Annotated in this window: 23 protein-coding genes; 7 read left to right on the top strand and 16 right to left on the bottom strand. The window is 64.1% G+C overall.

Translation table 11 applies throughout. The features are described 5' to 3' along the window. Positions 1-123: 123 nt before the first annotated feature. Positions 124-1,035: a LysR family transcriptional regulator gene (locus UP10_RS25000; protein WP_044589855.1), complete on the bottom strand. Its 912-nt coding sequence runs from the start codon at positions 1,033-1,035 to the stop codon at positions 124-126. A 140-nt stretch (positions 1,036-1,175) separates the two neighbouring features. On the opposite strand from UP10_RS25000, the gene UP10_RS24995 reads away from it, so the two are divergent. The 3 genes from UP10_RS24995 (at position 1,176) to UP10_RS24985 (ending at position 4,573) form a co-directional block, all read left to right on the top strand. Beyond that, the gene (locus UP10_RS24995) at positions 1,176-2,333 is read left to right on the top strand and encodes an HlyD family secretion protein (RefSeq protein WP_044589854.1); all 1,158 of its coding nucleotides are present in this window, start codon (positions 1,176-1,178) and stop codon (positions 2,331-2,333) included. 125 nt (positions 2,334-2,458) lie between these two features. Then, entirely contained in the window at positions 2,459-4,084 is a 1,626-nt protein-coding gene (locus UP10_RS24990; protein WP_044589853.1) for an MDR family MFS transporter, read from the top strand. 30 nt (positions 4,085-4,114) lie between these two features. Then, positions 4,115-4,573 carry a carboxymuconolactone decarboxylase family protein gene (locus UP10_RS24985; RefSeq protein WP_044589852.1) on the top strand — a complete coding sequence of 153 codons (459 nt, stop codon included), beginning with the start codon at positions 4,115-4,117 and terminating at the stop codon, positions 4,571-4,573. 156 nt (positions 4,574-4,729) lie between these two features. Here UP10_RS24985 and UP10_RS24980 read toward each other — a convergent pair whose 3' ends face one another. From UP10_RS24980 to UP10_RS24935, 10 genes are all read right to left on the bottom strand, one after another. After that, positions 4,730-5,590, bottom strand: coding sequence for a D-amino-acid transaminase (locus UP10_RS24980; RefSeq protein WP_044589851.1), 861 nt, complete (start codon positions 5,588-5,590; stop codon positions 4,730-4,732). 170 nt (positions 5,591-5,760) lie between these two features. Beyond that, entirely contained in the window at positions 5,761-6,492 is a 732-nt protein-coding gene (locus tag UP10_RS24975; protein WP_044589850.1) for an amino acid ABC transporter ATP-binding protein, read from the bottom strand. 44 nt (positions 6,493-6,536) lie between these two features. Next, positions 6,537-7,229: an amino acid ABC transporter permease gene (locus UP10_RS24970; RefSeq protein ID WP_044589849.1), complete on the bottom strand. Its 693-nt coding sequence runs from the start codon at positions 7,227-7,229 to the stop codon at positions 6,537-6,539. A gap of 2 nt (positions 7,230-7,231) precedes the next feature. Then, positions 7,232-7,963, bottom strand: coding sequence for an amino acid ABC transporter permease (locus UP10_RS24965; protein WP_044589848.1), 732 nt, complete (start codon positions 7,961-7,963; stop codon positions 7,232-7,234). A gap of 266 nt (positions 7,964-8,229) precedes the next feature. Continuing rightward, the gene (locus tag UP10_RS24960) at positions 8,230-9,141 is read right to left on the bottom strand and encodes an amino acid ABC transporter substrate-binding protein (protein WP_044589847.1); all 912 of its coding nucleotides are present in this window, start codon (positions 9,139-9,141) and stop codon (positions 8,230-8,232) included. 28 nt (positions 9,142-9,169) lie between these two features. Next, positions 9,170-10,033, bottom strand: a complete 864-nt coding sequence (locus UP10_RS24955) for an alpha/beta fold hydrolase (RefSeq protein ID WP_044589846.1) — start codon at positions 10,031-10,033, stop codon at positions 9,170-9,172. Beyond that, complete coding sequence (locus tag UP10_RS24950; protein ID WP_044589845.1) at positions 10,030-10,446, bottom strand: hypothetical protein; 417 nt, start codon at positions 10,444-10,446, stop codon at positions 10,030-10,032. The genes UP10_RS24955 and UP10_RS24950 overlap by 4 nt, the downstream gene beginning before the upstream one ends. 153 nt (positions 10,447-10,599) lie before the next feature. Next, positions 10,600-11,445, bottom strand: coding sequence for an IclR family transcriptional regulator (locus tag UP10_RS24945; RefSeq protein WP_050043793.1), 846 nt, complete (start codon positions 11,443-11,445; stop codon positions 10,600-10,602). Positions 11,446-11,616: 171 nt separating this feature from the next. Continuing rightward, positions 11,617-12,846 carry an MFS transporter gene (locus UP10_RS24940; protein WP_044589844.1) on the bottom strand — a complete coding sequence of 410 codons (1,230 nt, stop codon included), beginning with the start codon at positions 12,844-12,846 and terminating at the stop codon, positions 11,617-11,619. A gap of 270 nt (positions 12,847-13,116) precedes the next feature. Next, entirely contained in the window at positions 13,117-14,499 is a 1,383-nt protein-coding gene (locus UP10_RS24935; protein ID WP_044589843.1) for a M20 family metallopeptidase, read from the bottom strand. Between the two features lie 172 nt (positions 14,500-14,671). On the opposite strand from UP10_RS24935, the gene UP10_RS24930 reads away from it, so the two are divergent. Further along, positions 14,672-16,054 (top strand): LLM class flavin-dependent oxidoreductase, encoded by a 1,383-nt coding sequence (locus UP10_RS24930; protein WP_044590108.1) that lies wholly within the window; start codon positions 14,672-14,674, stop codon positions 16,052-16,054. Positions 16,055-16,190: 136 nt separating this feature from the next. On the opposite strand, the gene UP10_RS24925 is transcribed toward UP10_RS24930, so the two are convergent. After that, positions 16,191-17,855 (bottom strand): thiamine pyrophosphate-binding protein, encoded by a 1,665-nt coding sequence (locus tag UP10_RS24925; RefSeq protein ID WP_044590107.1) that lies wholly within the window; start codon positions 17,853-17,855, stop codon positions 16,191-16,193. A gap of 199 nt (positions 17,856-18,054) precedes the next feature. Here UP10_RS24925 and UP10_RS24920 point away from each other — a divergent pair, with 199 nt between their 5' ends. Further along, positions 18,055-19,563: an argininosuccinate lyase gene (locus UP10_RS24920; protein ID WP_245321840.1), complete on the top strand. Its 1,509-nt coding sequence runs from the start codon at positions 18,055-18,057 to the stop codon at positions 19,561-19,563. A gap of 6 nt (positions 19,564-19,569) precedes the next feature. Here UP10_RS24920 and UP10_RS24915 read toward each other — a convergent pair whose 3' ends face one another. Together UP10_RS24915 and UP10_RS24910 are read right to left on the bottom strand one after the other, a co-directional pair. Beyond that, the gene (locus UP10_RS24915; RefSeq protein WP_044590106.1) at positions 19,570-20,088 is read right to left on the bottom strand and encodes a GFA family protein; all 519 of its coding nucleotides are present in this window, start codon (positions 20,086-20,088) and stop codon (positions 19,570-19,572) included. Between the two features lie 112 nt (positions 20,089-20,200). Next, positions 20,201-21,328, bottom strand: coding sequence for an alkene reductase (locus UP10_RS24910; protein WP_044589841.1), 1,128 nt, complete (start codon positions 21,326-21,328; stop codon positions 20,201-20,203). Between the two features lie 103 nt (positions 21,329-21,431). Here UP10_RS24910 and UP10_RS24905 point away from each other — a divergent pair, with 103 nt between their 5' ends. Beyond that, positions 21,432-21,815, top strand: a complete 384-nt coding sequence (locus tag UP10_RS24905; RefSeq protein ID WP_044538801.1) for a winged helix-turn-helix domain-containing protein — start codon at positions 21,432-21,434, stop codon at positions 21,813-21,815. 285 nt (positions 21,816-22,100) lie between these two features. On the opposite strand, the gene UP10_RS24900 is transcribed toward UP10_RS24905, so the two are convergent. After that, positions 22,101-23,597 carry an aldehyde dehydrogenase family protein gene (locus UP10_RS24900; RefSeq protein ID WP_044589840.1) on the bottom strand — a complete coding sequence of 499 codons (1,497 nt, stop codon included), beginning with the start codon at positions 23,595-23,597 and terminating at the stop codon, positions 22,101-22,103. A 199-nt stretch (positions 23,598-23,796) separates the two neighbouring features. On the opposite strand from UP10_RS24900, the gene UP10_RS24895 reads away from it, so the two are divergent. Continuing rightward, positions 23,797-24,648: an SDR family NAD(P)-dependent oxidoreductase gene (locus tag UP10_RS24895; protein WP_044589839.1), complete on the top strand. Its 852-nt coding sequence runs from the start codon at positions 23,797-23,799 to the stop codon at positions 24,646-24,648. A 99-nt stretch (positions 24,649-24,747) separates the two neighbouring features. Here the strand turns inward: UP10_RS24895 and UP10_RS24890 are convergent, their stop codons facing one another. Further along, positions 24,748-25,539, bottom strand: coding sequence for a substrate-binding domain-containing protein (locus UP10_RS24890; RefSeq protein ID WP_044589838.1), 792 nt, complete (start codon positions 25,537-25,539; stop codon positions 24,748-24,750). Positions 25,540-25,671: the final 132 nt, after the last annotated feature.

The raw sequence follows: 25,671 nt of genomic DNA, 5'->3' as shown, positions 1-25,671 counted from the left end.
TGCACAGGCTCGCTATCCACTACGCTCCGTCATTGCGAGCGAAGCGAAGCAATCCATGCCTCAGCGTATGCGGAGCGATGGATTGCTTCGTCGCTTCGCTCCTCGCAATGACGGTTGGGTCCATCACGAATACGGATTGATCAGTTTCTGCTGCTCGGTGGCGTGGCGCACCAAGAGGTCGATGAAGGTTCGCACCTTCGCCGAGAGATGATGGCGATGCGGATAGACCGCGTTCATCGTCAGCTCGACCGGGCGGTATTCGGGCAGCAGGCGAACCAGCGCGCCGGATTCCAGATCGTCGCGGACGAGGAACCCTGCCGCCAGCCAGATCCCGACGCCGGCGATCCCGGCCAGCCGCAGCGTCTCGCCGCTGTTGGAGACCAGATTGCCGGACACCCGCACCGATGCCGGCGCGCCCTTGCGGTCGACGAAACGCCACTCGTCCTTGAAGGGATAATTGACATGCTGGATGCAGTTACGATCAGCGAGATCGGCGAGCTGTTCCGGCTTGCCGTGCTGCTCGACATAGCCGTGCGAGCAGCACAGCACATGTCGCCATGTGGCAATGCTGCGCACGATCAGGCTGGAATCGCGCGGCTGGGTCATGCGCACCGCGAGATCGTAATTCTCGTCGATCAGATCGACATCGCGCTCGCCGATCGTAAGATCGACCTTGACCTCCGGATAGGACGCCAGGAACTCGGCGACTGCCGGCGAGAGGAACTGCACGACGTGGGTATTGGTATAGATGCGCAGCGTGCCGCGCGGTACCGATTGCAGCGCGCCGGCGATGTCGTCGGCCTGCTCGATATCGGCGAGGATCTGGATGGCGCGGTCGTAATAGGCCTGGCCGACCTCGGTCAGGCTGACCTTGCGCGTGGTCCGATTGAGCAGCCGCGCGCCGAGCCGATCTTCCAGCGACTGGACGTGGTTGCTCACCATGGTCGTGGACATGTTGAGCTTGCGGCCGGCGGCGGAGAAGCCGCCGGAGTCGACGACCCGGACGAAGGCGGTCAGGCTGGTCAGGCGATCCATTTACAAGCTCTAGATTGTCCGCTCTGGCTTGATAATGCTTCCGGTTTTATCGGGATTATCACAGCGCGGCGGACATTGCATCTTTCCGGCGTAGCCGGCGCCCTCCCGACGAGGACGCATATGTCGTTCCGGAGGATGCCATGTCGACCACAACCTATGTCTCTGATGATGCTCCGAAAATAAGGCTGCGCCTGTCCCGGAAGGCGATCAAGCGGACAGCCCTCGCGCTGGCCGCCGCGCTCGGTGTCGCGGTGGTGGGCGATTTTGGCTACGGCTACCTCACCACCGGCCGCTACCTCGAGAGTACCGATGACGCCTATGTGAAGGCTGATTCCACGATCATCGCGCCGCGCGTGTCCGGCTACATCGCGCGGGTCCTGGTCAGCGACAACCAGCCGGTCAAGGCCGGGCAGTTAATGGCGCAGATCGACGATCGCGATTTCCGTACCGCGCTGGGCCAGGCCAAGGCCGATGTCGATGCCGCCCAGGCGTCAGTGCGCAATCTCGACGCCCAGATCTCGCTGCAGCACCCGCTCATCGACCAGGAGACCGCCGACGTCGCCGCCGCCGACGCCAATCTGAAGTTCGCCCAGGAAGAGCAGACCCGCTACGACGGCCTGATGAAGACCGGCTCCGGCACGGTGCAGCGTGCGCAGCAGACCGACGCGGCGCTGCGCTCGAACAACGCGCAATTGCAGCACGCCAAATCCGGCCTGCTCGCAGCCCAGCGCAAGGTCGACGTGCTCACCACCCAGCGCGCCCAGGCCACAGCGCAGCTCGATCATGCCCGCGCGGTTGAACAGCAGGCCGAGCTGAACCTGTCCTACACCGAGATCACCGCGCCGGTGGAGGGCACGGTCGGCGCCCGCACGCTCCGCGTCGGTCAGTATGTGCAGGCCGGCACACAGCTGATGGCGGTGGTGCCGCTCGATGCGGTCTATGTGGTCGCCAATTTCAAGGAGACCCAGCTCACCCATGTGCGCAACGGCCAACCGGTCGAGCTCACCGTCGACAGTTTCCACGGCACCAGGCTGAAGGGCCATGTCGACAGCCTGTCCCCGGCGAGCGGCCTCGAGTTCGCGCTGCTGCCGCCCGACAACGCCACCGGCAACTTCACCAAGATCGTGCAGCGCGTGCCGGTGAAGATCGTACTCGACGACAACAGCCTGACCGGCCTGCTGCGCCCGGGCATGTCGGCGGAGCCCGTCGTCAACACGAAGGCAACGGTGCTGGCTGAGCGCGACTCGAAGAGCCGCATCGCCTTGGGGATTGCCGCAAACCGCGGCAACGGCAGCTGACGCCGACAAACCCTGTCCGGTCTGAGATTATCAATCCCGGCCGGACAATCCTTCCAACATTTCTCCGATTATCGAAAGCTGCCGCCAAATGCATCCTCCGCTTGCCAAAGCAAGGGACGACCCCAATGACCGCGCTCCAGCCCACATTGAATACCGCAGCGTCGGCTAACCTCGATGCCCCCAAGGCCGCGACATCAGCGCCGGCGGCGATCTCGCTCAAGACCTGGATCGCGGTGATCGGCGCCACGCTCGGGGCTTTCATGGCGGTGCTCAACATCCAGATCGTCAACGCATCGCTGGCCGACGTGCAGGGTGCGATCGGTGCCGGCATCGATGACGGCGGCTGGATCTCGACCTCCTATCTGATCGCCGAGATCATCGTGATCCCCCTCAGCGGCTGGCTCGCGCAGGTGTTCTCGGTCCGCATCTACCTCCTCACCAACGCCGTCCTGTTCCTGGTGTTCTCCGCGGCGTGCGCACTGGCGCAGAACCTGCCGCAGATGATCGTGCTGCGCGCCGTGCAGGGTTTTGCCGGCGGCGTGCTGATCCCGATGGCCTTCACGCTGATCATCACGCTGCTGCCGCGGGCGAAGCAACCGATCGGGCTCGCGCTGTTTGCGATCTCGGCGACGTTCGCGCCCGCGATCGGCCCGACCATTGGCGGCTACCTCACCGAGAACTGGGGCTGGCAGTACATCTTCTATGTCAACCTGGTGCCCGGCGCGGTCATGATCGGCATGCTGTATGTCTCGCTCGAGCCCGGCCCGATGAAGCTGTCCCTGCTCCGTCAGGGCGACTGGCTCGGCATCATCACCATGGCGATTGGGCTGGCCGCGCTGCAGACCGTGCTGGAAGAGGGCAACAAGGACGACTGGTTCGGCTCGCCCTTCATCGTCCGCCTGTCGGTGATCGCATTGGTTGCGCTGAGCGCCTTCCTGGTGATCGAGCTCAGCGTCGCGAAGCCGCTGCTCAATCTGCGGCTGATGCTCCGCCGCAATTTCGGCTTCGGCATGCTGGCCAACTTCCTGCTCGGCGTCGCGCTGTACGGCTCGGTGTTCATCCTGCCGCAGTATCTGTCGCGCATCCAAGGCTACAATGCCGAGCAGATCGGCATGGTGCTCGCATGGACCGGCCTGCCGCAGCTCCTGCTGATCCCGATGGTGCCGCGGCTGATGCAGCGCCTCGACCCCCGCATCATCATCGGAATCGGCTTCGCGCTGTTCGCCGGCTCCAACTTCATGAACATCTTCATGACCAACGACTACGCCACCGATCAGCTGTTCTGGCCCAACGTGGTCCGCGCCGCCGGCCAGGCGCTGGTGATGGCGCCACTGTCCGCGGTCGCGACCGCAGGCGTCGAGGCGGAGAACGCGGGTTCGGCATCGGGCCTGTTCAACATGATGCGCAACCTCGGCGGCGCGGTCGGCATCGCGGTGCTGCAGACGGTATTGACCAAGCGCGAGCAGTATCACTCCAACGTGCTGAGCGAATCCGTCTCGTTGCTGGAGCCGGCCACCCGCGCGCGGATCGACCAGATGACCCAGTACTTCATGAACCGCGGCATCGCCAGCCAGGCCGAGGCCGCTCATAGCGCGATCGTTGCGATCGGCCGCATCGTGCAGAAGCAGGCCTTCATCCTCGCCTTCAGCGACACCTTCTATCTGCTCGGCATTGCCCTGATCGTGGCGCTGATCGCAGGCCTGTTCCTCAAGAAGCCCGGCCATCTCGCAGGTGGCGGCGGCGGACATTGACCATTACTGACCAAGGAAGGAGAAACGACGATGAAACCCCGCATGAATTTCTACCAGGCTGCCCCCGAGACGATCAAAGCGCTGGTCGCAGTGGAAAACCAGGTCGGCGCCAGCGGTCTCGAGCAATCGCTGATCGAGCTGGTCAAGACCCGGGCATCCCAGATCAACGGCTGCGCCTACTGCATCAATATGCACACCGAGGACGCCCGCAAGCACGGCGAGACCGAACAGCGGCTCTATCTGCTCAACGCCTGGCGCGAGTCGCCGCTCTACACCGACCGCGAACGCGCGGCGCTGGCCTGGACCGAAGCATTGACGCTGGTGTCCGAAACGCACGCGCCCGATGCCGATTATGAGGCGGTCCGCGCGCAGTTCTCCGACGCCGAGTTGGTCAACCTCACCACGCTGATCGGAGCGATCAACGCCTGGAACCGGATCGCGATCGGCTTCCGCGCGGTGCATCCGGTGAAGGTGAAAGTGGCGGCGTGAGCACGACGCTTTCCGCCGCAAACTCCAGTGTCATGCCCCGCCTTGAGCGGGGCCCCCAGTACGCCGCGGCCTCTCGGCTCAAGCAGGACTGTCTCTGGAATACTGGGTCGCCCGGACAAGCCGGGCGATGACAGCTGAGGATACGGCAGGACCGCGCTAAACCGCCGTCGCCTTGGCGAACTCGACATAGATCTCGCGCAGCCGGGCGCTCATCGGGCCGACCTTGCCGTTACCGACTGGCTTGCCGTCGATCGCGACCACGCCCTGCACGAACACCGAGGCGCTGGTGATGAAGGCTTCCTTGGCGGCGAGCGCCTCCTCGACCGTGAAGGCGCGCTCCTCGATGCGGAGCTGGCGCTCCTCGGCGAGCTTGACCACCGCCTTGCGGGTGCAGCCCGGCAGGATCTCGCTGCCGTTCTGCCGCGTCACGATGACGTCGTCCTGGGTGACGATGAAGCTCGAGGACGAGCCGCCTTCGGTGACCTTGCCGTCCTCGATCATCCAGGCTTCACCGGCGCCGGCTTCGGCCGCAGCCTGCTTGGCCAGCACCTGCGCCAGCAGCGCGACGCTCTTGATGTCGCGTCGCGTCCAGCGGATATCAGGCACGGTGATGACGTTGATGCCGGTCTTGGCCGAGGCTGCGTTGATGATGTCCTTTTCCGAGGTGAACATGACCAGCGTCGGCTTGACGTCCGCCTTCGGGAACGGGAAGTCGCGGCCCTTGTCGGCACCACGGGTCACCTCGAGATAGACCATGCCGTTGACGAGGTCGTTGCGCTTGATCAGTTCCTTCTGGATCTGCTCGATCCGCTCGAGCGTCTCCGGCAGCGCCAGCTGGATTTCGCCGACCGAACGCTTGAGCCGCGCCAAATGCGAGGCATTGTCGATCAGCTTGCCGTCGAGCACCGCGGCCACTTCATAGATGCCGTCGGCAAACAGGAATCCACGGTCGAACACCGAGACTTTGGCCTCAGAATGCGGCACATATGAGCCGTTGACGTAAGCGATCTTTTCCAAGCGAATTCTCCTGCGGCGAAGGGCGGGTTTCAGCCCTTCGTATACGCAATTTGTTAACGGCGATAAACCCTCAAGCACGCGTCATTCCGGGGCGATGCGCAGCATCGAACCCGGAATCTCGAGATTCCGGGTTCGGTCCTACGGACCGCCCCGGAATGACGGCTGAGAGATTAATGCTGCAAGATCTTCGACAGAAACTTCTGCGCCCGGTCGCTGCGGGGTTTGCCGAAGAAGTCGGCCTTGTTGGCGTCCTCGACGATCTCGCCGCGGTCCATGAAGATGACGCGGTCGGCGACCTTGTTGGCAAAGCCCATTTCGTGGGTGACGACCATCATGGTCATGCCCTCGCGAGCGAGGTCGACCATCACGTCGAGCACCTCGCTGATCATCTCGGGGTCGAGCGCCGAGGTCGGCTCGTCGAACAGCATGGCGATCGGGTTCATCGCGAGCGCGCGGGCGATCGCGACGCGCTGCTGCTGGCCACCGGAGAGTTCGGCCGGATATTTCTTGGCGTGATCCTTCAGCCCGACGCGATCCAGCAGCTTCATGCCCGTAACCGTGGCCGCGTCATGTTTGCGTCCGAGCACCTTCTCCTGCGCAAGGCAGAGATTGTCGATGATCCGCAAATGCGGAAACAGCTCGAAATGCTGGAACACCATGCCGACGCGCGAGCGCAGCTTCGGCAAGTCGGTCTTGGGATCGTTGACCTTGATGCCGTCGAGGATGATGTCGCCGCCCTGGATCGGCTCCAGCGCGTTGACGCATTTGATCAGGGTCGACTTGCCCGAACCGGACGGGCCGCAGACCACGACCACCTCGCCCTTGGCGACGCTGGTGGTGCAATCCTTCAGCGCCTGGAAGCTCGGGCCGTACCATTTATCGACGTGATTGATCTCGATCATTGGTTCTCAACTTGTCTGTTTGGCATGATCTTGCCGGATCATGCCTAGCGAACGATGGCAATGCGCGCCTGCAGGCGGCGGACGAAGAAGGATGCGGCACAGCAAATGACGAAGTAGACCAGCGCCGCGAACAGATACATTTCGACCAGACGGCCGTCACGCTGCGCCACCTTGCTGGCGGCGCCGAGGAAGTCCGGGATCGAGAGCACGTAGACCAGCGAGGTGTCCTGGAACAACACGATGGTCTGGGTCAGCAGGATCGGCAGCATGTTGCGGAACGCCTGCGGCAGCACGACGTAACGCATGGTTTGGCTGTAGGTCAGGCCGAGCGCGTTCGCCGCAGCCGGCTGGCCGCGCGAGATCGACTGGATGCCGGCGCGCATGATCTCGGAGAAGTATGCCGCCTCGAACATCACGAAGGTGATCAGCGAGGAAGCGAAGGCGCCGACGCTGATCGGGCGCGACGCGCCCGTGATCCACTGACCGATATAGGGCACCAGAAAGTAGAACCAGAAGATCACAAGCACCAGCGGCAGCGAGCGCATGAAGTCGACGTAGAAACCCGCGATGCGGCCGAGCACCTTGTAGCTTGACAGCCGCATCAGGGCGATCAGCGTGCCGAACACCAGGCCGCCGACCGCGGCGAGCGCCGTGAGTGTCAGCGTGAATCGCATGCCCTCGAAGAACAAATAGGGCAGCGCGCGGCGGATGACGTCGAAATCGAGATTGCTGAACATCGCTATTTCCCCGTGATGTAGCCGGGGATCGCGACATAGCGCTCAAGATAGCGCATCGCGGTGACCACGACGAAATTGACGAGGAGATAGATCACGGTCGCTGCGGTGAAGGCCTCGAATACCTGGAACGAGAATTCCTGCATCGAGCGCGCCTCACCGGTCAGCTCGATCAGGCCGATGGTGATCGCAACAGCCGTGTTCTTGATGGTGTTGAGGAATTCGGAGGTCAGCGGCGGCAGGATGATGCGGAATGCAATCGGCAACAGCACGTAGCGATAGGCCTGCACCGTGGTCAGGCCGAGCGCGGTCGCGGCCTGCTTCTGCCCGCGCGGCAGCGAGCCGATGCCGGCCTGCAATTGCACCGCGACCCGCGCCGACATGAACAGGCCGATGCCGATCGCGGCGGTCCAGAACGGCGCATTCGGCATCTGCTTCAGCCAGAGCCCGGCGGACTTCGGCAGCAATTCCGGCAGCACGAAGAACCACAGGAAGAGCTGCACCAGCAGCGGCATGTTGCGGAAGAATTCGACCCAGCAGAAGCCAATCCACGAGGCCGTCTTCGATGGCAACGTGCGCAAGACACCGATCACGGTGCCCATGATCAGCGCGATGATCCAGGCCAGCGCCGCCGTCTTGAGGGTGACCACCAGTCCCGCCAGCAACAGGTCGAGATAGGTGCCCGTCCCCATCGGGTTCGGCTCGAGGAAGATATGCCAGTTCCAGTTATAGTTCACGGGTCCCCCGCGCAAACGCGCCGATCACGCATATTCGCCGGTCAATATGCACCGGTCGATATGCGGCAACCTATATGCAAATGTCCGGCCATTCTCCTCCAAAAATGGCCGGACACGCTAACTTCTGAGCTATCCCCGTCATTGCGAGGAGCGATAGCGACGAAGCAATCCACCGTTCCGCAGGCTCGGTGAAAAGGGATTGCTTCGCTTCGCTCGCAATGACGTGGAGAGCGTTACGCTTCTTACCTCAAGAAGAGGAGACCGACTTACTTGTACGAATCCGGATCCGGCGAGTCCGACGGCTTGGCGAACTCGTTCTTCAGCTCCGGGCCGATCGGCACGTTGAGGTTCAGGCCCTTCGGCGGGACCTTCTGGTTGAACCACTTGTCGTAGATCTTCGCACCCTCGCCGCTGGTGTAGAGCGCTGATGTGGCGGCGTCGACGACCTTCTTGAACGGCGCGTCATCCTTGCGCAGCATGATGCCGTAGGGCTCCGGCTTGGAGAACGCGTCTTTGGAGAGGACGTAGTCATCCGGCGATTTCGAGCCGGCGACGAGGCTCGCGAGCAGGATGTCGTCCATCACGAAGGCGACCGCGCGGTCGGTCTCGACCATCAGGAAGGCTTCGGCGTGGTCCTTGGCGGGAATGATGTTGACGCCGAGGCTGCGCGCGACATTGGCTTCGGTGAGCTGCTTGATGTTGGTGGTGCCGGCGGTCGAGACCACCGTCTTGCCCTTCAAATCGTCGATCGACTTCAGCCCGCTCGACTTCTTGAAGACGTAGCGGCTCGCAGTCAGGAAGTGGGTGTTGGTAAAGGCGACCTGCTTCTGCCGCTCGACATTGTTGGTGGTCGAGCCGCATTCGAGATCGACGGTGCCGTTGGCCATGAGCGGAATACGCGTCGCCGAGGTCACCGGGTTGAGCTTGACCTCGAGCTTGTCGAGCTTCAGCTCTTTCTTCACGGCATCGACGATCTTGTAGCAGATGTCCATGGCGTAACCGATCGGCTTCTGGTTGTCGTCGAGATAGGAGAACGGAATCGAGGAATCGCGGAAGCCGAGCGTGATCGCGCCGGTCTCCTTGATGTTCTTCAGCGTGCCGGTCAGCTCCTCGGCTTGCGCCTGGCTCGCGCCGAGCGCGGCGGCGAGCGCAAAGCCGATCAGATAGTTGCGTGTCATACGTCTACTCCTTCGTGGAATCGGTCGGTTAATGCGTGAGAATTTCGGCGAGGACGGGTGCGATATAGCGGCGAAACTGCTCAGGATTCTCGCTCATCGGGAAATGACCGAGCTTCTCCATGATCGTGACGCTGGCGCCCCCTATAGCCGCTGCCGTCCGCCGCGTGTCCTCGGGCGTGCAGGAGAAATCATACTCGCCCGTGAGCAGATAGAGCTTGCATACTTTAGTATCGATTGACGCGACCCGACCGCGCAGGTCGCCGTCGACCCGGTAGAAGTAAAGATCGCCCTTGAAGACGCCGGGACCGCCCTGCTTGTAGGCCCACAGCGTTTCCATGCGCAAGGCTTGCGGACTCTGCGGTGCGATTAATCCCGATACCAGCGCGGCGCAGACTTCACCGCCATGAACGTCCGGACGGTTGAGCCAGCTCGTATCATACCACGGCGACTGGAAATCGGCGGCCTCGAGCCCGATCAGCGCGCGAAACTCGGCGGCATGTTCGATCGCAAGATTGAGCACGATGCGGCCGCCGATCGAGCAGCCCATCACGACAGGCTTCTCCAGCCCGAGCGCACGGCAGAAGGCACGGATGGTCTCGGTGTATCTGATGGTGGTGAGTTGATAGTCATCACCGGTCCAGCTCTTCGGCGGATTCGACTTGCCATGAAAGGGCATATCGAAGGCAATGATGCGGAAATTTTCGGCAAACTCGCTATCTGCGAGCAGATGCCGCCATTGCCGCGCGTCCGAACCCGCGGTGTGCAGGCAGACCAGCGGAATGCCTTTGCCATTCTCCTCGAAATAGATGCGATGCAATTCACCGTCGATCTCGACGTGAACATAGCGGCCGATCATCGGCTCAATATAACCGTTCTCGATGTGGCCGCTCATGACACCACCGCTTGAACATGTGCGCGCGGCAGCGCCAGCAGATCCTTGAAATATTGCAGATGCGTCATGAAGGGATGCAGATCGCCTTCCAGCACCGCCTCGCCGCGCTTGGTCAGCGCCAGCAGATCGTGCCAGCCGGGCTTCGGCTCCGCCTGCCAATGGGACGCCCATGCGAGCGTGGTCGCACGATAGGAGAAGCGCCAGGAGCGCATCAGGATCGGCGCCGGCGCGAACTCGACGATGCGGCCGGCGCGGATCGCGGCGTAAAACGGATGATCCATCGGACCGAGACGGCAGTCGCAATCGAGCAGCCGGCCGCGCGCAATCAGCGCCGGGGCGAGGTCAAGCAACGCGGGAATACCGGCAAACGCCGTGATGATTGCGGCGTCGGTGGCGTCAGGCGATCGTGTCATCCGTTGAGCAGGTTCCGGCGGCGGCGGCCGCATGATGGCCGGAAGCACGTGAGGTCGCAAGGCGCCGCGGGCCTTGGGTTCCCGTGATTATTCGCTTGACCAAACGCGCCGTGCGAGCAAGCGCCTCGCGCAAGTGGAGGTGACGTGGGCGCTTTAGCCCGCCTTGACACCACGGCCGTTGTTCGGTGCCTGAGCGACCGCACGCGCCAGCACCTGGGCTTCCTTCTTCAGCATGTCGGCCAGTTCCGTCTCGCGGCGGCGGATGCGGTCAGAAGCGGCGCCGATCGAGAGCGCGGCGATCACCTCGCCGGCATCGTCGCGAACGGGAACGCCGACGCCGCCCATGCCGGGAAACGCCGCATCGATCAGCACGGTGTGGCCGATCTTGCGCGCCGACGCGATGCGCTCGCGCAGGAATTTCGGCGTGATGCGCGGCGATTTCGCCAGCCGCGGCACGATCACCTCGATCACAGCCTCGATCTCGGCGTCCGGCAGCCAGACCAGCAGCGCCAGCGCGCCGGCACCGACGCCGAGCGGACGGCGGCTGCCGATCTGCAAATAGTTTGGCTGCAGCGGATGGCTGCCGACCGAGCGCGCCAGATACAGCGCCTCGACGCCGGAGCGCACCGACAGCAACGCCGTGTCGGCGGAACGCTCGGAGAGCCGCAACAGGCTAGGTTGCGCCAGTTCGGCGATATCGACCGAGCGGCGCGCGCCGACCGCCATCACCCGCGCCTCCTGGCCAAGTTCGTAGGTCTTGGACCCGGCGACCCGGCTGACAAACCCCTCCTCGATCAGCGAATTGAGGATGCGCAGCGCGGTGGCCTTGTTGAGCGAGGTGGTGTCGGCGATGTCGGTGAGGCGCAGCGGCGAGCGCTGCGCCAGCACGCGCAGGATCGCGCAGACCTTCTGGATCGCGTTGAACTTGTCGGGCTGGCCCGGTTCCGGCAGCGGCTTGTTCCGGCCGGCCCGTGCGGTCGCAGTCGTGGACGCGTTCATGCCATTCCCTCAGTCGCAAACTCAGCCGTCATCCTAAAGCGGTTGATGGCCGGGGGACATCGTATACTTTCGTCAGATGAAACTTTGATTTCAGCTATTCGCGCTGCCCCGCAGCAAAATAACCTTCATCAGCTTTGATTATTTCGTGGCACGAAATCCGGCGAAACGCGGCTATGCGAGCCGCATCCGGCGGATCGTGACGAGCGCGGCGAGGCTGAGGATGCCGACCGCGGTGAGGTAATAGCCCGGCGCAAGCTCGCCGATCAACACGAAGCCGCCCATCCAGGTCATGATCGCCGGCCCCATGCCGCCGAACAATGTGACGCCGATATTGTAGCTGAGGCCGAGCCCGGTGGCGCGCGTCGCCGGCGGGAACAGCTCAGACATCAGCGCGGCAAGCGGCCCGTAATAGAGCGACTTGAGGATTCCGAGCCAGAGCACGCCGAGCAGGATGATCGTCGGCGTCGGCCTGCCCGTGAGCAGCAGGAAGGCCGGAAAGATCGAGACCAGCAGCAGCACGCCAAACAGGATCATGTGCGTGGTGCGTCCGATCCTGTCGGAGACGATGCCGGCGATCGGCGCCAGCAGCGCGACCGCGCTTTGCGCGGCGAACGCGGCGACGAATCCGACCGTCGGCGGCAGGCTCAGCGTCTTCACCACATAGGTCGGCATGTAGACGATCAAATAGTTGACCGCAGTCGACACCGCGAGCGCACCAATGGCGAGGATCGTGGCGAGCTTCTGCCGCGCGAACACCTGCCTGACCGGCGATTCCTGTTCCCCCGCAGGCGGCGGTGTCGCGTCCTCGACATGGTTGCGGATGTAGATGCCGACCGGGCCGATCAAGACGCCGAACAGGAACGGCAGCCGCCAGCCCCAGGACTGTAAATCCTCCGGGCTCATCAGCGACGTCAGCAGCGCGCCGAAGCCTGCCCCGAGCAATCCGCTGACGCCCTGGCTTGCGAACTGCCAGCTCGCCACAAAACCGCGCCGCTCCGGCATGTGCTCGACCAGGAACGCGGTCGAAGACCCGAACTCGCCGCCCGCGGAAAAGCCCTGCACCAGGCGTGCGAGAATGACCATGATCGGCGCGAGGATGCCGATGCTGGCATAGGTCGGCATCAATGCAAGGACCAGCGTGCCTGCGGTCATCAGCACGATCGAGGCCATCAGCGAGGCCTTGCGGCCGTGGCGGTCGGCATAGGCGCCGAGCATGATGCCGCCGATCGGGCGGACCAGGAACGACAGGCCGAAACTGCCGAAAGTCAGCAGCAACGAGGTGGTCGGATCATTGGCCGGGAAGAACGCCTTGGAGAGGTAGACCGCGAAATAGGCATAGATCGAGATGTCGTACCATTCGAGCGCATTGCCGATCGAGGTCGCGACGATGAGGCGGGTAATGCTCTTTGGCGACGTCGGCCCCGAAGTTGAGCGGCGTAGGTAGTGTCATCGAAATTCCTTGGCGATCTCAGGCTTTCAAGCTCGCTGTTTCTCTTCACCTCGCCCCGCCTGCGGGGAGAGGTCGGATTGCATCGTTAGATGCAATCCGGGTGAGGGGGTACAGGTCTCACCAACAGCTCGTACGTTGAGAGAAGCCCCTCACCCCACCCTCTCTCCGCAAGAGCGGGGCGAGGGAGCCTATCCAGTCTTTGCTTCGCACGACGGCGTGCGTCACTTCCGCGGTGTCTCGCCCAAATCCCAGAACAGGCCGGCCATGATGGTCAGCGCCTCCTCGGTCACCGGCAGCAGGATGTGCTCGTCGGGAGCGTGCTGCGAGCAGCCCGGATAGGAATGCGGCACCCAGATCGTCGGTAGCCCCAGACCCTCGGAGAACACGTCGTTCGGCAGCGAACCGCCGAAATTCGGCAGCACCGCGGGCGCCTTGCCGGTCGTTGTGCGGATCGACGTCGCCGCCCACTCGATCCAGGGGCTGTCCATGTCGGTACGCGAGGCACCAAAGCGCTGCGTGCCCGAGACCTCGACCATCGGAAAGCCGTTCGCGTGCAGATGAGCGCGCACCGCATCGATCACTTCAAGATGCCTTGTGCCGACGACGAAGCGGAGCTGCAGCACGGCGCTGGCTTTTCCCGGAATCGCGTTGGCCGGCTTGTCGATATTGCCTGACGACATCGCCAGCACTTCAAGCGTGTTCCAGGCATAGAGCCGCTCGGCTGGCGTCAGGCCCTCCTCGCCCCAATCCTCCGCGAGCTGAGGTTCGTCCGCCGTAGGCTCGATCTTGACGTCGGCCAGCGCGGCGCGGACGCGGTTGGAGATCGGCGGCGGTTTGAGGATATCGAGCTTCATGCGGCCCTTGCCGTCGACCAGGCTCGCGATCGCGTTGACCAGGATCGTGGCCGGATTGGCGAGCACGCCGCCCCAATTGCCGGAATGATTGCCGCCTTCGCGCAGATTGACGTCGAGATGGATGCGGTTGCCACCGCGGCAGCCGAGGAAGATGGTCGGCCGCTCCGCCGAGAGCCGCGGCCCGTCGGAGGCCAGGAACAAATCAGCCTTCAGCTCCTCGCGGTGGGCCTCGCAGACCTCGCGCAAATCGGGCGAACCGATCTCCTCGCCGGTCTCGATGATAAATTTGGAATTGAAGCCGAGCTTGCCGCCGCGCGCCTGCTTCACCGCACGGAGCGCGGCCATATTGATCGAGTGCTGGCCCTTGTTGTCGGCGGTGCCGCGGCCATAGACCCGATCGCCCTTGACCGTGGTCTGCCAGGGATTGAGGCCGTCGCGCCATTCGCCGACCATGCCGTCGACGACGTCGCCGTGACCGTAGGTCAGCACGGTCGGCCGTGAGGAATCTTCCTGGTAGTCGGCGATCAGATAGGGCCCGCGGCCGGTCGGCGATTCGATCAGCCGGGTCTTGAAATCGAGCTCGGCGAAGGCCGGTTGCAGGTTCTCGACCAGATAGGCCCGCAGCGCATCGCCCTTATCGGCGTTCAGGCTCTCGGTCTGGTAGCCGACCCTGGCGTTCAGCTCCTTCAGGAACTGCCCCGATTGAAAATGCTCTCGCACAACAGCGATTGCGTCGGCTCGTGTCGCCATGATTGTCCCTTTTGGAAGTACGCTTCGGAGGCGGCCAACCTATCGGGATCGGATCGCGACCGGAAGGGCACCAAACGCGATTGGGCCTTGCCAAAACATGGGAAGTCGCAACAAGTTCGGCGCGAACGCCCGATATCCGACCGGGCATCCAATGCACGATCAGGCTTCGACAATGACAAAACAGATTCGGCTCAACGCCTTTGCCATGAACTGCGTGGCGCATCAGTCGCCGGGGCTGTGGACCCATCCGCGCGACCGCACCAAGGACTACAACAAGCTGTCCTATTGGATCGATCTCGCCAAGACGCTTGAGCGCGGCCGGTTCGACGGGCTGTTCCTCGCCGACGTGCTCGGCGTCTATGACGTCTATGCCGGCACGCCCGACGCGGCGCTGCGCAATGCGGCGCAGACCCCGGCCAACGAGCCCTTGATGCTGATCCCCGCGATGGCCGCCGTGACCGAAAATCTCGGCTTCGGCGTCACCAGCAATCTCTCGTTCGAGCCGCCCTACCCGTTTGCGCGGCGGATGTCGACGCTCGACCATCTGACCGGCGGCCGCGTCGGCTGGAACGTCGTCACCGGCTATCTCGATTCGGCGGCGCGCGGCGCCGGCAAGGACAAGCAGACCGCGCATGACGACCGTTACGAGCTCGCAGACGAGTATATGGAGCTGGTCTACAAGCTCTGGGAGAGCAGCTGGGAGGACGATGCCGCGATCCGCGATGTCGCGCGCGGCATCTTCACGGACCCAAAGAAGGTGCATCCGGTGCGCCACGAGGGCACCAACTACCGGCTCAATGCGATCCATCTCTCGGAGCCGTCGCCACAGCGCACGCCGGTGCTCTACCAGGCCGGCACCTCGCCGCGCGGCCGGCAATTCGCGGCCGAGCATGCCGAATGCGTGTTCATGTCGGGGCCCTCGTCGAAAATCATCGGCCCGCGCGTGTCGGCGATCCGCGAGCTTGCTGCCGCGAAGGGCCGCAACCCGGCCGAGATCCTGATGTTCTCGATGATGTGCATCGTGGTCGCTCCGACCGAAGCGGAAGCCAAGGCGAAATACGCGGAGTATCGCAGCCATGTCAGCCACGAGGGCGCGCTGGCGCTGATGTCGGGCTGGACCGGCGTCGACTTCTCGACCTATTCGCTCGACCAGGAGGTGCGCCACGTCCAGAACGACGCCGGCCGCTCCGCGCTGGACAACGTCACCCGCGCCGATCCCGATCGTATCTGGACCGTGCGCGAGGTCGCCGAACATGTCGGCATCGGCGGCGCCGGTCCTGTCATCGTCGGCTCGCCTGAGCAGGTCGCCGACAAGATCGAGCAATGGTTCGAGGAGACCGACGTCGACGGCCTCAACGTCGCATTCGCGATTTCGCCGGGCGATTTCGAGGATATCGCCGACATGCTGGTGCCGGAGCTGACCAAGCGGGGCCGTTACAAGAGTGAGTATGCCAAGGGTACGCTGCGGGAGAAGCTGTTCGGTGCAGGGTGCGCAAGGCTCGATGCGACGCATCCGGCGGGGCGGCATCGGGTCAAGCCGCGGGCGGCGGAGTAAACTGCGTAGCGTGGGCAAAGGCGCGAAGCGCTGTGCCCACCATCCACATTGTGCTCGTGATGGTGGGCACGCGGAGCCTGTCATCGGGCGCGCATTCGCGCGGCCCGTTGGCTTTGCCCACCCTACAATTCAGCGCTCAATTCACCGAATTGCTCACCACGACCTCGATCAGCTTCGCGCCTGGCCGACTGAACGCAGACTTCATGACGCCCTTCAGCTCCCGCGGGTCGGTGACCTTGATCGCCTCCAGCCCCAGCGACCTTGCGATGCCAGTGAAATCCACCGGCGGATCGATGAAATCCATGCCGACATAATTGTCGTCGCCGTGGAAGGCGAGCAGGCGCTGCTTGATGATGCGGTAGCCGCCATTGTTGACGATGACGAAGGTCAGCGGCAGCTTGTGGTTGGCCGCGGTCCACAGCGACTGGATCGAATACATCGACGAGCCATCGCCGGAATAGCAGACCACCGGACGGGCCGGATTGGCGAGGCTAACGCCGACAGACGCCGGCAGGCCCCAGCCGATGCCGCCGGAGGCCAGCGCGTGATAGGCATAGCGGTCGCGGTGCGGGCGCAGCGCCAGCATCTGGCGCGACGAGGTCAGGCCTTCATCGACCAGGATCGCATTGTCGGGCATCGCCTCCACCACCTGCAGCGCGAGCCAGTCCGGATCGATCGGCGAAGTGTTGGCGGCCCTCGAAATCTGCTCGACCAGTGTCTTGCGCTTCGCCGCCCAGTTCTTGGTCGCGAGCGTCGCGATCCCTTGCTTCGCGCGCGTCTCCAGTGCACCGCCGCCGGCTTGCTTCAACACCGGCACCAGCGCGCGCAATGTTTCCCTGACATCGGCCTTGACCGCGATCTCGGCGCCATAGTTCTTGGCGAGATCGCTGTCAACCAGCCCGACCTGCACGATGGACAAGCCGTCCGGCAGCGGATCGACCTCGCTATGGACAGACATTCGCAGGGGATCGCCGCCGAGCGCGATCAGGAGATCATAGGGCGCCAGCACGTCGCGGGCGACCTTCTGCAGGCGCGCGATCGCGCCCATGAAGCACGGGCTTTCGGAGAGGAAATGCGAGCCATAGGGCGTCGGCGATTGCCAGGCCGGGCAACCCAGCGTCTCCGCCAGCTCGGCCGCCTCGCGCAGCGCATCGCTCTTCACGATCTCGTCGCCGACGACGATCACCGGACGCTCCGCTTTCAAGATGCGCGCCGCCAGCGCCTTCAGCGAGTCGTCGGACAGCCTGACGCGCGTATCGACGCGGGTGGAGCGGCCGAGCTCGATGCCGGCCTCGGCATTGAGGATATCACCGGGCAGCGAGATGAAGACCGGTCCGGTCGGCGGCGTGGTCGCGATCTTGGCGGCGCGGCGCACGATCCGCGGCAGGTCTTCGAGGCGCGTCACCTCGACCGCCCATTTCACCAAGGGCGTTGCCATCTGCACCAGCGGACCATAGAGCACCGGCTCGGTCAGGCCGTGGCCCTGCTCCTGCTGGCCTGCGGTAAGGATCAGCGGCGTGCCGGTGAAGCTTGCGTTGTAGAGCGAGCCCATCGCGTTGCCGAGGCCCGGCGCAACATGGACGTTGCAGGCAACCAGCTTGCCCGAGGCGCGGCTGAAACCGTCGGCCATCGCGACGACCAGGCTCTCCTGCATCGCCATCACATAGGTGAGATCGCGGTGATCCTTTAGCGCGTGCATGATCGGCAATTCGGTGGTGCCGGGATTGCCGAACAGATGCGTGATGCCCTCGTCCTTCAACAGCGCCAAGAATGCCGAGCGGCCGGTAATGCGATTCTTCATGTCTCCTCCGGAGCCGCGGGCGCGTTGGCCGACGGGATGCGGCACATGACCAAACTTGCGCGGCAGGAGCAATCGAGCAGGCGGTCATGGCTGCATTCCGCAGGCGCGCGCCTCACGCGCGTTGCCATGCCCGTGGCCATGATAGGCTCTGCAAAAATCCCGCGTCGCGGGCGCAGATCAGGATCCTTGGGAGGCCTCGTTGCCGTATCGTTACATGTCCATCATCGCCGGAATTGTCCTCATGATCGTCCAGCCCGACGCCTCCCTTGCCGCCCCGCGCGACCGCTTCTACTGGATGTCGCAGATCAATCGCGCCTCGGCGGTCATGATCGCCGAGCGCAGGATCGTTCCGAAGCCGTTGGCCGCGAAGATCCACGACGCCATCGTCAGTGTCGATACTGCGGGCGACCAGCCCGGCGCAGCGCGATCGGGCGATTACCTGAACGTGGAACACTATTTGATCGCCGCCGGCGGTGCCGATATCAGCCGCCTTCACTCCGGGCGCAGCCGCCAGGATATCGGCTCGACCACCCAGCGGCTGATCACGCGTGACGATTTCCTTGCTTCGTTCGAGAAGCTCAACGGCATGCGCGACGCGCTGCTGACGCTCGCAGCGCAAGCACCGAACGCGATTATCCCGGCCTATACCTGGGGCGTGCAGGCACAGCCGATCACCTTCGGCCATTATCTCTCGGCCTATGCGGCCGCGTTCGAGCGCCAGGCCACGCGGATGCGCGAAGCGTATGTGCGCCTCAACCAGTCGCCGCTCGGTGCGGCAGCACTTGGCACGTCGAGCTTCCCGGTCGATCGACCGCGGCTCGCGGAGCTGCTCGGCTTCGATACCGTGGCGGAGAATTCGCTCGACGCCAACCAGATCTCGCCGATCGATGGCGGCGCCGAACTGGCGGGGCTCGCGACATCAGGCTCGTTGACGCTCGGCGCGCTGATCGCCGACATCACCGCGCAATACGCCCAGACCGAGCCGTGGATCCTGCTGACCGAGGGCGCCGAGACTGGCGTCAGCAGCATCATGCCGCAGAAGCGCAATCCGAGCGGGCTGGTGCGGCTGCGCGCCGAGGCCAGCACCCTGATCGGCGAGGCCACGACCTTCACCTTCATCGCGCACAATGTCGAGCCGGGCATGAGCGACTACAAGGATTTCGGCAATCCTCATGAATATCCCAACGCGCTGCTGCGCGATATGGCCGCGCTGTTCGCCCATGGCGATGCCGTGATTCGCACCATGCGCTTCCGTCCCGAACGCGCGCTCGACGAGGTCAACAGCGATTACTCGACCACGACCGAACTCGCCGATACGTTGCAGCGCGAGGCCGACGTGCCGTTCCGGATCGGTCACCACTTCGCGTCCGAACTGGTCAATTACGGCCGCGGCCATCGGCTGCGCGCGAGCCAGATTCCGTTCGCCGAAGCACAACGCATCTATGCCGAGGTCGCTGCGACGGCGAAGGTCGACGCAAAACTGCCGCTCTCCGAAGAGCAATTTCGTCGCGCGCTGACACCGGAGAACATGGTGAACTCGAGCAAGGGCCTCGGTGGGCCGCAGGCCGACGAAGTGGCGCGCATGCTGGCCGCTGCCAGGGACCATCTCGCAGCCGACAACGCCTGGCTCGACGCGACACGGGCCAAACTCGTAACGGCATCGCAAAAGCTCGATCAGGCCTTCGCGGGGCTGAAGGACGCAAAGTGAGATGGCTCAGACCATTCCCTCGCGATCACTGCGCTTCTTCTTTTTCGAGCGCTGCCAGACCACGCCGGGATAGCCCTTCAGCGGCACCAGCGGCTCGCCGGTGTAGGCCCATTCCTGCAGCTCCTCGATCGCGATGTGATAGAGCGGCTGGCGGCCGGTGCGGCCCGAGAACAGCGCGCGGGGAATGTTGACCATGTGCGGCGAGCGCGGGCGCTCGTAAATGATCGGCGTGCCACAGCTGGAGCAGAAGCTCCGCGCGGTCCTGGTCGCAGCATCCTCATAACGCGAGAGGTCGCTTGCGCCCTTCGTGATGCGAAAGCGCTTGCGCCAGCTTCCGACATAGGTCGCATAGGCCGCGCCATGCGCGCGGCGGCTCGCCGGTGTGTGATCGTGCCAGGCCCAGCGCGCCGGCACGTCAATCTCGAAGCGCACCTTGCCGCACAGGCATTGCCCCGCGGCGGGCTTTGCGAGCGCGACGGGTTTTGGCTTTTTCGTCGGCGTGAATTCCTCGTCGTCCGGAAACATCGGGGTCTCCTTGCTATCCGTCATTGCGAGGAGCGAAAGCGACGAAGCAATCCATCCATCCGCGCGTGCGGAGAGATGGATTGCATCGCTCCGCTCGCAATGACGGCGACAGTCAGGCCTGCGCCAATTCATCGTGCGCGGGATAATCCGTATACCCCTTTTCCTCGCCGCCATAGAAGGTCGCGCGGTTGTAGGGCGTCAGCGGATAGCCACGCTGCAGGCGGCGCGGCAGATCCGGGTTGGAGATGAAGTAGCGGCCGAAGGCGATGGCGTCGGCGTGGCCTTCCGCGATCGCGCTCGAGGCGCTTTCGCCGACAAAGTTGCCGGCGGTCAACAACACGCCGCTCCAGAGCGGGCGGTACAGCACCATCGCGGACGGCACATTCTGCCAATTGACCTCGGCACGCCCCGTGCCGGAGGCGCGCGGCTCGATGAAATGCAGATAGGCGAGCCCGAGCTTGTCCAGCGCTGTGATGGCGTGGCTATAGAGCGGCATCGGGTCTGCCTCGCCGCTGCCATTGGCGATGCCGTAGGGCGACAGCCGCACCCCGACGCGGTTGGCGCCCCAGACGTCGATCGCGGCCTGCGTCACCTCCAACAGGAAGCGGACGCGGTTGTCGATCGATCCGCCATATTGGTCGGTGCGCAAATTGCTGCGCGACTGCAGGAACTGCTCGACCAGATAGCCATTGGCGCCGTGAATCTCGACGCCGTCGAAGCCGGCGGCCAATGCGTTCTTCGCTCCCTGGCGATAGGCCTCAACCATCGCAGCGACCTCGCTGGTCTCGAGCGCACGCGGCGTCTCGTAGTCGACCACCTTGCCGTCGGCCGTCATCGCCTTGAATTCGGAGGAGATCGCCACCGCCGATGACGAAACCGGTAGCGAGCCGCCGGGCTGGAACGAGGAATGCGAGACACGGCCGACGTGCCAGAGCTGCAGGAAGATGATGCCGCCCTTGGCGTGCACGGCATCGACCACCTCGCGCCAGCCCGCGATCTGCGCCTCGCTATAGACGCCGGGGACGCCGGGATTGCCAAAGCCGGTCGCGACCACCGGCGAGGCCTCAGCGATGAGCAACCCGCCCGGCGTGGCACGCTGCGCGTAATATTCGGCGTTCAGCGACCGCGGCGCGAGGCTCGGCCGCGCCGCCCGCATCCGCGTCAGCGGCGCCAACACGACGCGGTGCTTGAGCTGGTAGGGACCGATTTGCAGAGGAGAAAACAGCGACGGAGGATTCATGCCTGCCCCAGATATTCCTGTACGATTTCCCGTTATCTAACGGGTTCATCTTGTTCGCAAAAGCCTGTAGTGGCAATCTACTGAGGAGACTAGCAGGCTTGCCATGTCGAAACCGAGCGCCACATTCCTCCCTTCCCTGAGCGTCCGCATCGATCTTGATGCCGAGGGCAGGATCGGGCCGGGCAAGATCCAGCTCCTGGAGAACATCCGGGAATGCGGCTCGATCTCGGCTGCCGGCCGCGCCATGGACATGAGTTACAAGCGTGCCTGGGACCTGGTCGACGAGATCAACCGCATCTGCCGGCAGGCGGCGGTGGCGCGGCAAACCGGCGGCAAGAATGGCGGCGGCGCGGTGCTGACCCCGTTCGGCCTCTCGCTGGTGGCGCGCTACCGCAAGATCGAGCGCGACGCCGCAACCGCCGTGCGCAAGGACCTCGAGGCGCTGAGCAGCGATATCGGCAAGCCGAAGCGGGCTGCGGGGCGGTGAAAGCACAAAGGCGGCGGCCGTCGCAGGGGCGCCTTGCCAAAATATCGAAAACAACCCCATGCAAAGTAGCCGGCGGCGGCCGGCGTTCGACCAGGCAACGGCAACTTGACACGTCGGGCAACTCAGGGATATTATTCTAATATTCCGAAATCGCGCAAACGTTGGGGCGAGGGCTCCCCTCCGCGAGCGCGCCGAATGTTGGGACCTGTACCCCCTCACCCGGATTGCTGCGCAATCCGACCTCTCCCCGCAGGCGGGGAGAGGTGAAGAGAAGCAGCCGAGCAACTAGCCCGTCTTGATCCAGACGGCCTTGACGTTGAGATACTCCTCGACATGCTGCTTGCCGGATTCGCGGCCGTAGCCGCTCATCTTGTAGCCGCCGAACGGCACTGCCGGGTCCATCGCCTGGTAGCAATTGACCCAGACCGAGCCGGCGCGCAGCGCCTTGGCGACCTGGTGCGCTTTGCTGACATTGCTGGTCCAGACGCCCGAGCCGAGGCCGAAGGTGGTGGCATTGGCGCGCTTGATCAGTTCGTCCGAATCCTTGAACGAGATCGCCGAGATGACCGGTCCAAAGATCTCCTCCTGCGCGATGCGCATGTTGTCCTGCACATTGGCAAACACGGTCGGCTGCACGAAGTAGCCCTTCGACAGCGCGCCCTCGGTGAGGCGGCCGCCACCGGCAAGCGCCTTGGCACCTTCCTTCTGGCCGAGCTCGAGATAGCCGGAGACGCGATCGAGCTGATCCTTCGACACCAGCGGCCCGATCTGGGTGTTGGGGTCGAGGCCGTTGCCGACCTGCAGCTTCTTGCCGAACTCGGCGACGCGACCGACGAATTCGTCATAGACCTTCTGCTCGACAAACAGCCGCGTGCCGGCGCTGCAGATCTGGCCAGAGTTGGCGAACACCGCCATCGCCGCACCCGGCACCGCCGCATCGAGATCGGCATCGGCGAACACGATGTCGGGCGACTTGCCGCCGAGCTCGAGCGAGACGCGCTTGAGGTTGCCGGCCGAGGCGCGGATGATCGACTGTCCCGTGACATGCGAGCCGGTGAAGGCGACCTTGTCGACATCGTGATGCGAGGCCAGCGCCGCGCCCGCGGTCTCGCCATAGCCGGGCACGACGTTGACGACGCCGGGCGGAATACCGGCTTCCATGCAGAGCTCTGCGAGCCGCAGCGAGGTCAGGGGCGATTCCTCGGCCGGCTTCAGCACCACAGTGCAGCCGGTCGCGATCGCAGGGCCGATCTTCCAGATCGAGGCGGTCAACGGACCGTTCCACGGGATGATGGCGCCGACCACGCCGATCGGCTCCTTCAGCGTGTAGGAGAAGATCTCGCCGGGCAGCGAGTTCTCGATGGTCTCGCCATGGATCGCGGTCGCCTGGCCGGCGTAGTAGCGCAGCATGCCGAGCGAGCGGAGCTTGTTGCCGCGGGTGCGGCTGATCGGCGCGCCCATGTCGAGCGTGTCGAGCTGGGACAGCTCCTCGAAATTGGCTTCGACGAGGTCGGCGAGCTTGAGCAGCAGGCTCTGCCGCTCATACGGCCTGACCTTGCTCCACGGGCCCTCGAAGGCGCGGCGCGCAGCCGCAACCGCACTGTTGATGTCCTCGGCATCGCCCTCGGCGACGGTCGCGAGCAGTTCGCCGGTGGCCGGATTGTGGGTCTGGAACTTCTTGCCGGAGGCGGCGTCGACCCATTTGCCGTCGATCAGCATCTTCTTGTAGGAGCCATCGGCATAAGGATGGCGCGTGATCGGAATTGCCTGCGAAACAGCCATGTTTGCACTCCCTGAATGTCGGCTGGGGTCTTTGAAAGCGTTATATCCTGGATTCTACAGCGCCGGCGCGAAACCGTAAAGCCGAGCGGCCGTTGATGAGGACGGCGCGCATGAAGACCTCCCATGCGCGCGCGTGCATGCTGCGCGTCCTGTGCTAGCCTAGAGGACAAGCTCGCCACAATCTGCCCGGAGACCTCCGATGCCCCATCCCGCGATGTCATCACATCATGTTGCCGTGATCACCGGAGGCGCGTCCGGCATCGGGCTTGCCGCCGCGATGACGTTTGCGAAAGCCGGCATGAAAGTCTGCATCGCCGATCTCGGCGCCGACAGGCTGAAGGAGGCCGAGACAAAACTGTCATCTGCGGCGCCCGGCGGCGCGGCCGACATCATGACATCAGCGGTCGATGTCAGCCGCGCGGACGAGGTGGCAGGCCTCGAGGCCGCGGTCGCGAAACGATTCGGCGGCACCGATATCCTGATGAACAATGCCGGCATTCAGCCGGGCAGCACTATGTTCGGGCCATCAGACAACTGGCAGCGCATCCTCGCCGTCAATCTGTGGGGCGTCATCAACGGCACCCAGGCCTTCGTATCAAACATGATCAAGCGGGGACGGTCGGGGCTGATCATCAACACCGGCTCCAAACAGGGCATCACTACGCCGCCAGGCGATCCCGCCTACAACGTCTCTAAGGCCGGCGTGAAGGCCTTCACCGAAGCGCTGCAGCACGAGCTGCGCAACACCGACGGCTGCAAGATATCAGCACATCTGCTGATCCCGGGTTTCGTGTTCACTGGCCTCACCGCACACGGCCGCACCGAGAAGCCGGCCGCCGCCTGGACCGCGGAGCAGACCGTCGACTTCTTGGTCGCGCGCCTCGATGCCGGCGATTTCTATATCCTCTGCCCCGACAATGACGTACCGCGCGCGCTCGACGAACGCCGCATCCTCTGGGCCGCCGGCGATATCGTCGAGAACCGCCCGCCGCTGTCGCGCTGGCATCCGGATTACGGCGATGCTTTCGCGGCATTCGTGGAGGGGAAGTAGGATTTCGTCTCGCGTAGGGTGGGCAAAGCGCAAGCGTGCCCACCATCACGAGCACGCCGGGAATGGTGGGCACGCTTCGCTTTGCCCACCCTACAAAACCTACGGCCCGGCCGGCAGCGTGACCGGGATGAACCCGAAACTCTTCAGCGTCGCCTGTCCCTGCGGCGACATCAGATACATCGCGAAATCGGCGGCGCCGGCCGGCGCCTGGCGCGAGACGGTCAGGCCGTATTCGGGACCGACCACCAGCTCCGGCGGCAGCGAGATCGACTTGTATTTTGCGGAGTCGCGCACGATCTGTTGCGCGCCCGAGCAGTAATAGACCAGGAGATCGATCTGGTGCTGGTCGATCGCAGCGAGCAGTTCCTTGATGGTCATCGTGGTGGTGGGTCCGCCGAGCAGCTGGTGCGCCTTCTTCGACAATGTCTCGAACGCGCCGGCATGCATCGCGTCCACCTTGTGGAACATCTCCCAGGTGTAGTCGCCCGACGGATCGGAGACCGGCGTCGATGTCGCAATCTTGATGTCGGGCTTGAGCATCGTCTCGACAAGACTTCCGGTGTCGAGCGCACGGTCGGCTGCCGCCACGACGCACATCGCATTCTTCGTGAACAGCATGCTTGGGCCGGAGATACCCGTATCGGTCAGGACTTGCGCATGCGGCAGCGCGGCGGAGGCGAACACGTCGAACGCCTCGCCCTTCTGCAATCGTTCACGCAGGCCTCCCGAGGGCCCAAAGACGGGCGCGAAGGTGTGGCCGTACTGCTTGCTGAAATCGGCGAACATCGCGGTGAAGGCCTCCTTCAGGCTTCCCGCTGCCATCACCTTGAGTTCAGCCGCCTGAGCCGAGGACGAAAGTGCGATCATGAGGGCCAACAGGAGTGTGCGCATCGAGCGATTCCAATTGCTGTCATTCCGGGGCAGCCCGAAGGGCTGAGCCCGGAATCCATTTCACAGCAACGCGTGCGGCCCAATGGATTCCGGGCTCGCGCTTCGCGCGCCCTAAGGTGCGCAATTGCGCAC

The sequence above is a fragment of the Bradyrhizobium sp. LTSPM299 genome, from assembly GCF_000938235.1.
In the GTDB taxonomy this organism is placed as follows: domain Bacteria; phylum Pseudomonadota; class Alphaproteobacteria; order Rhizobiales; family Xanthobacteraceae; genus Bradyrhizobium.
This window is presented reverse-complemented; position numbering and strand designations above follow the sequence as displayed.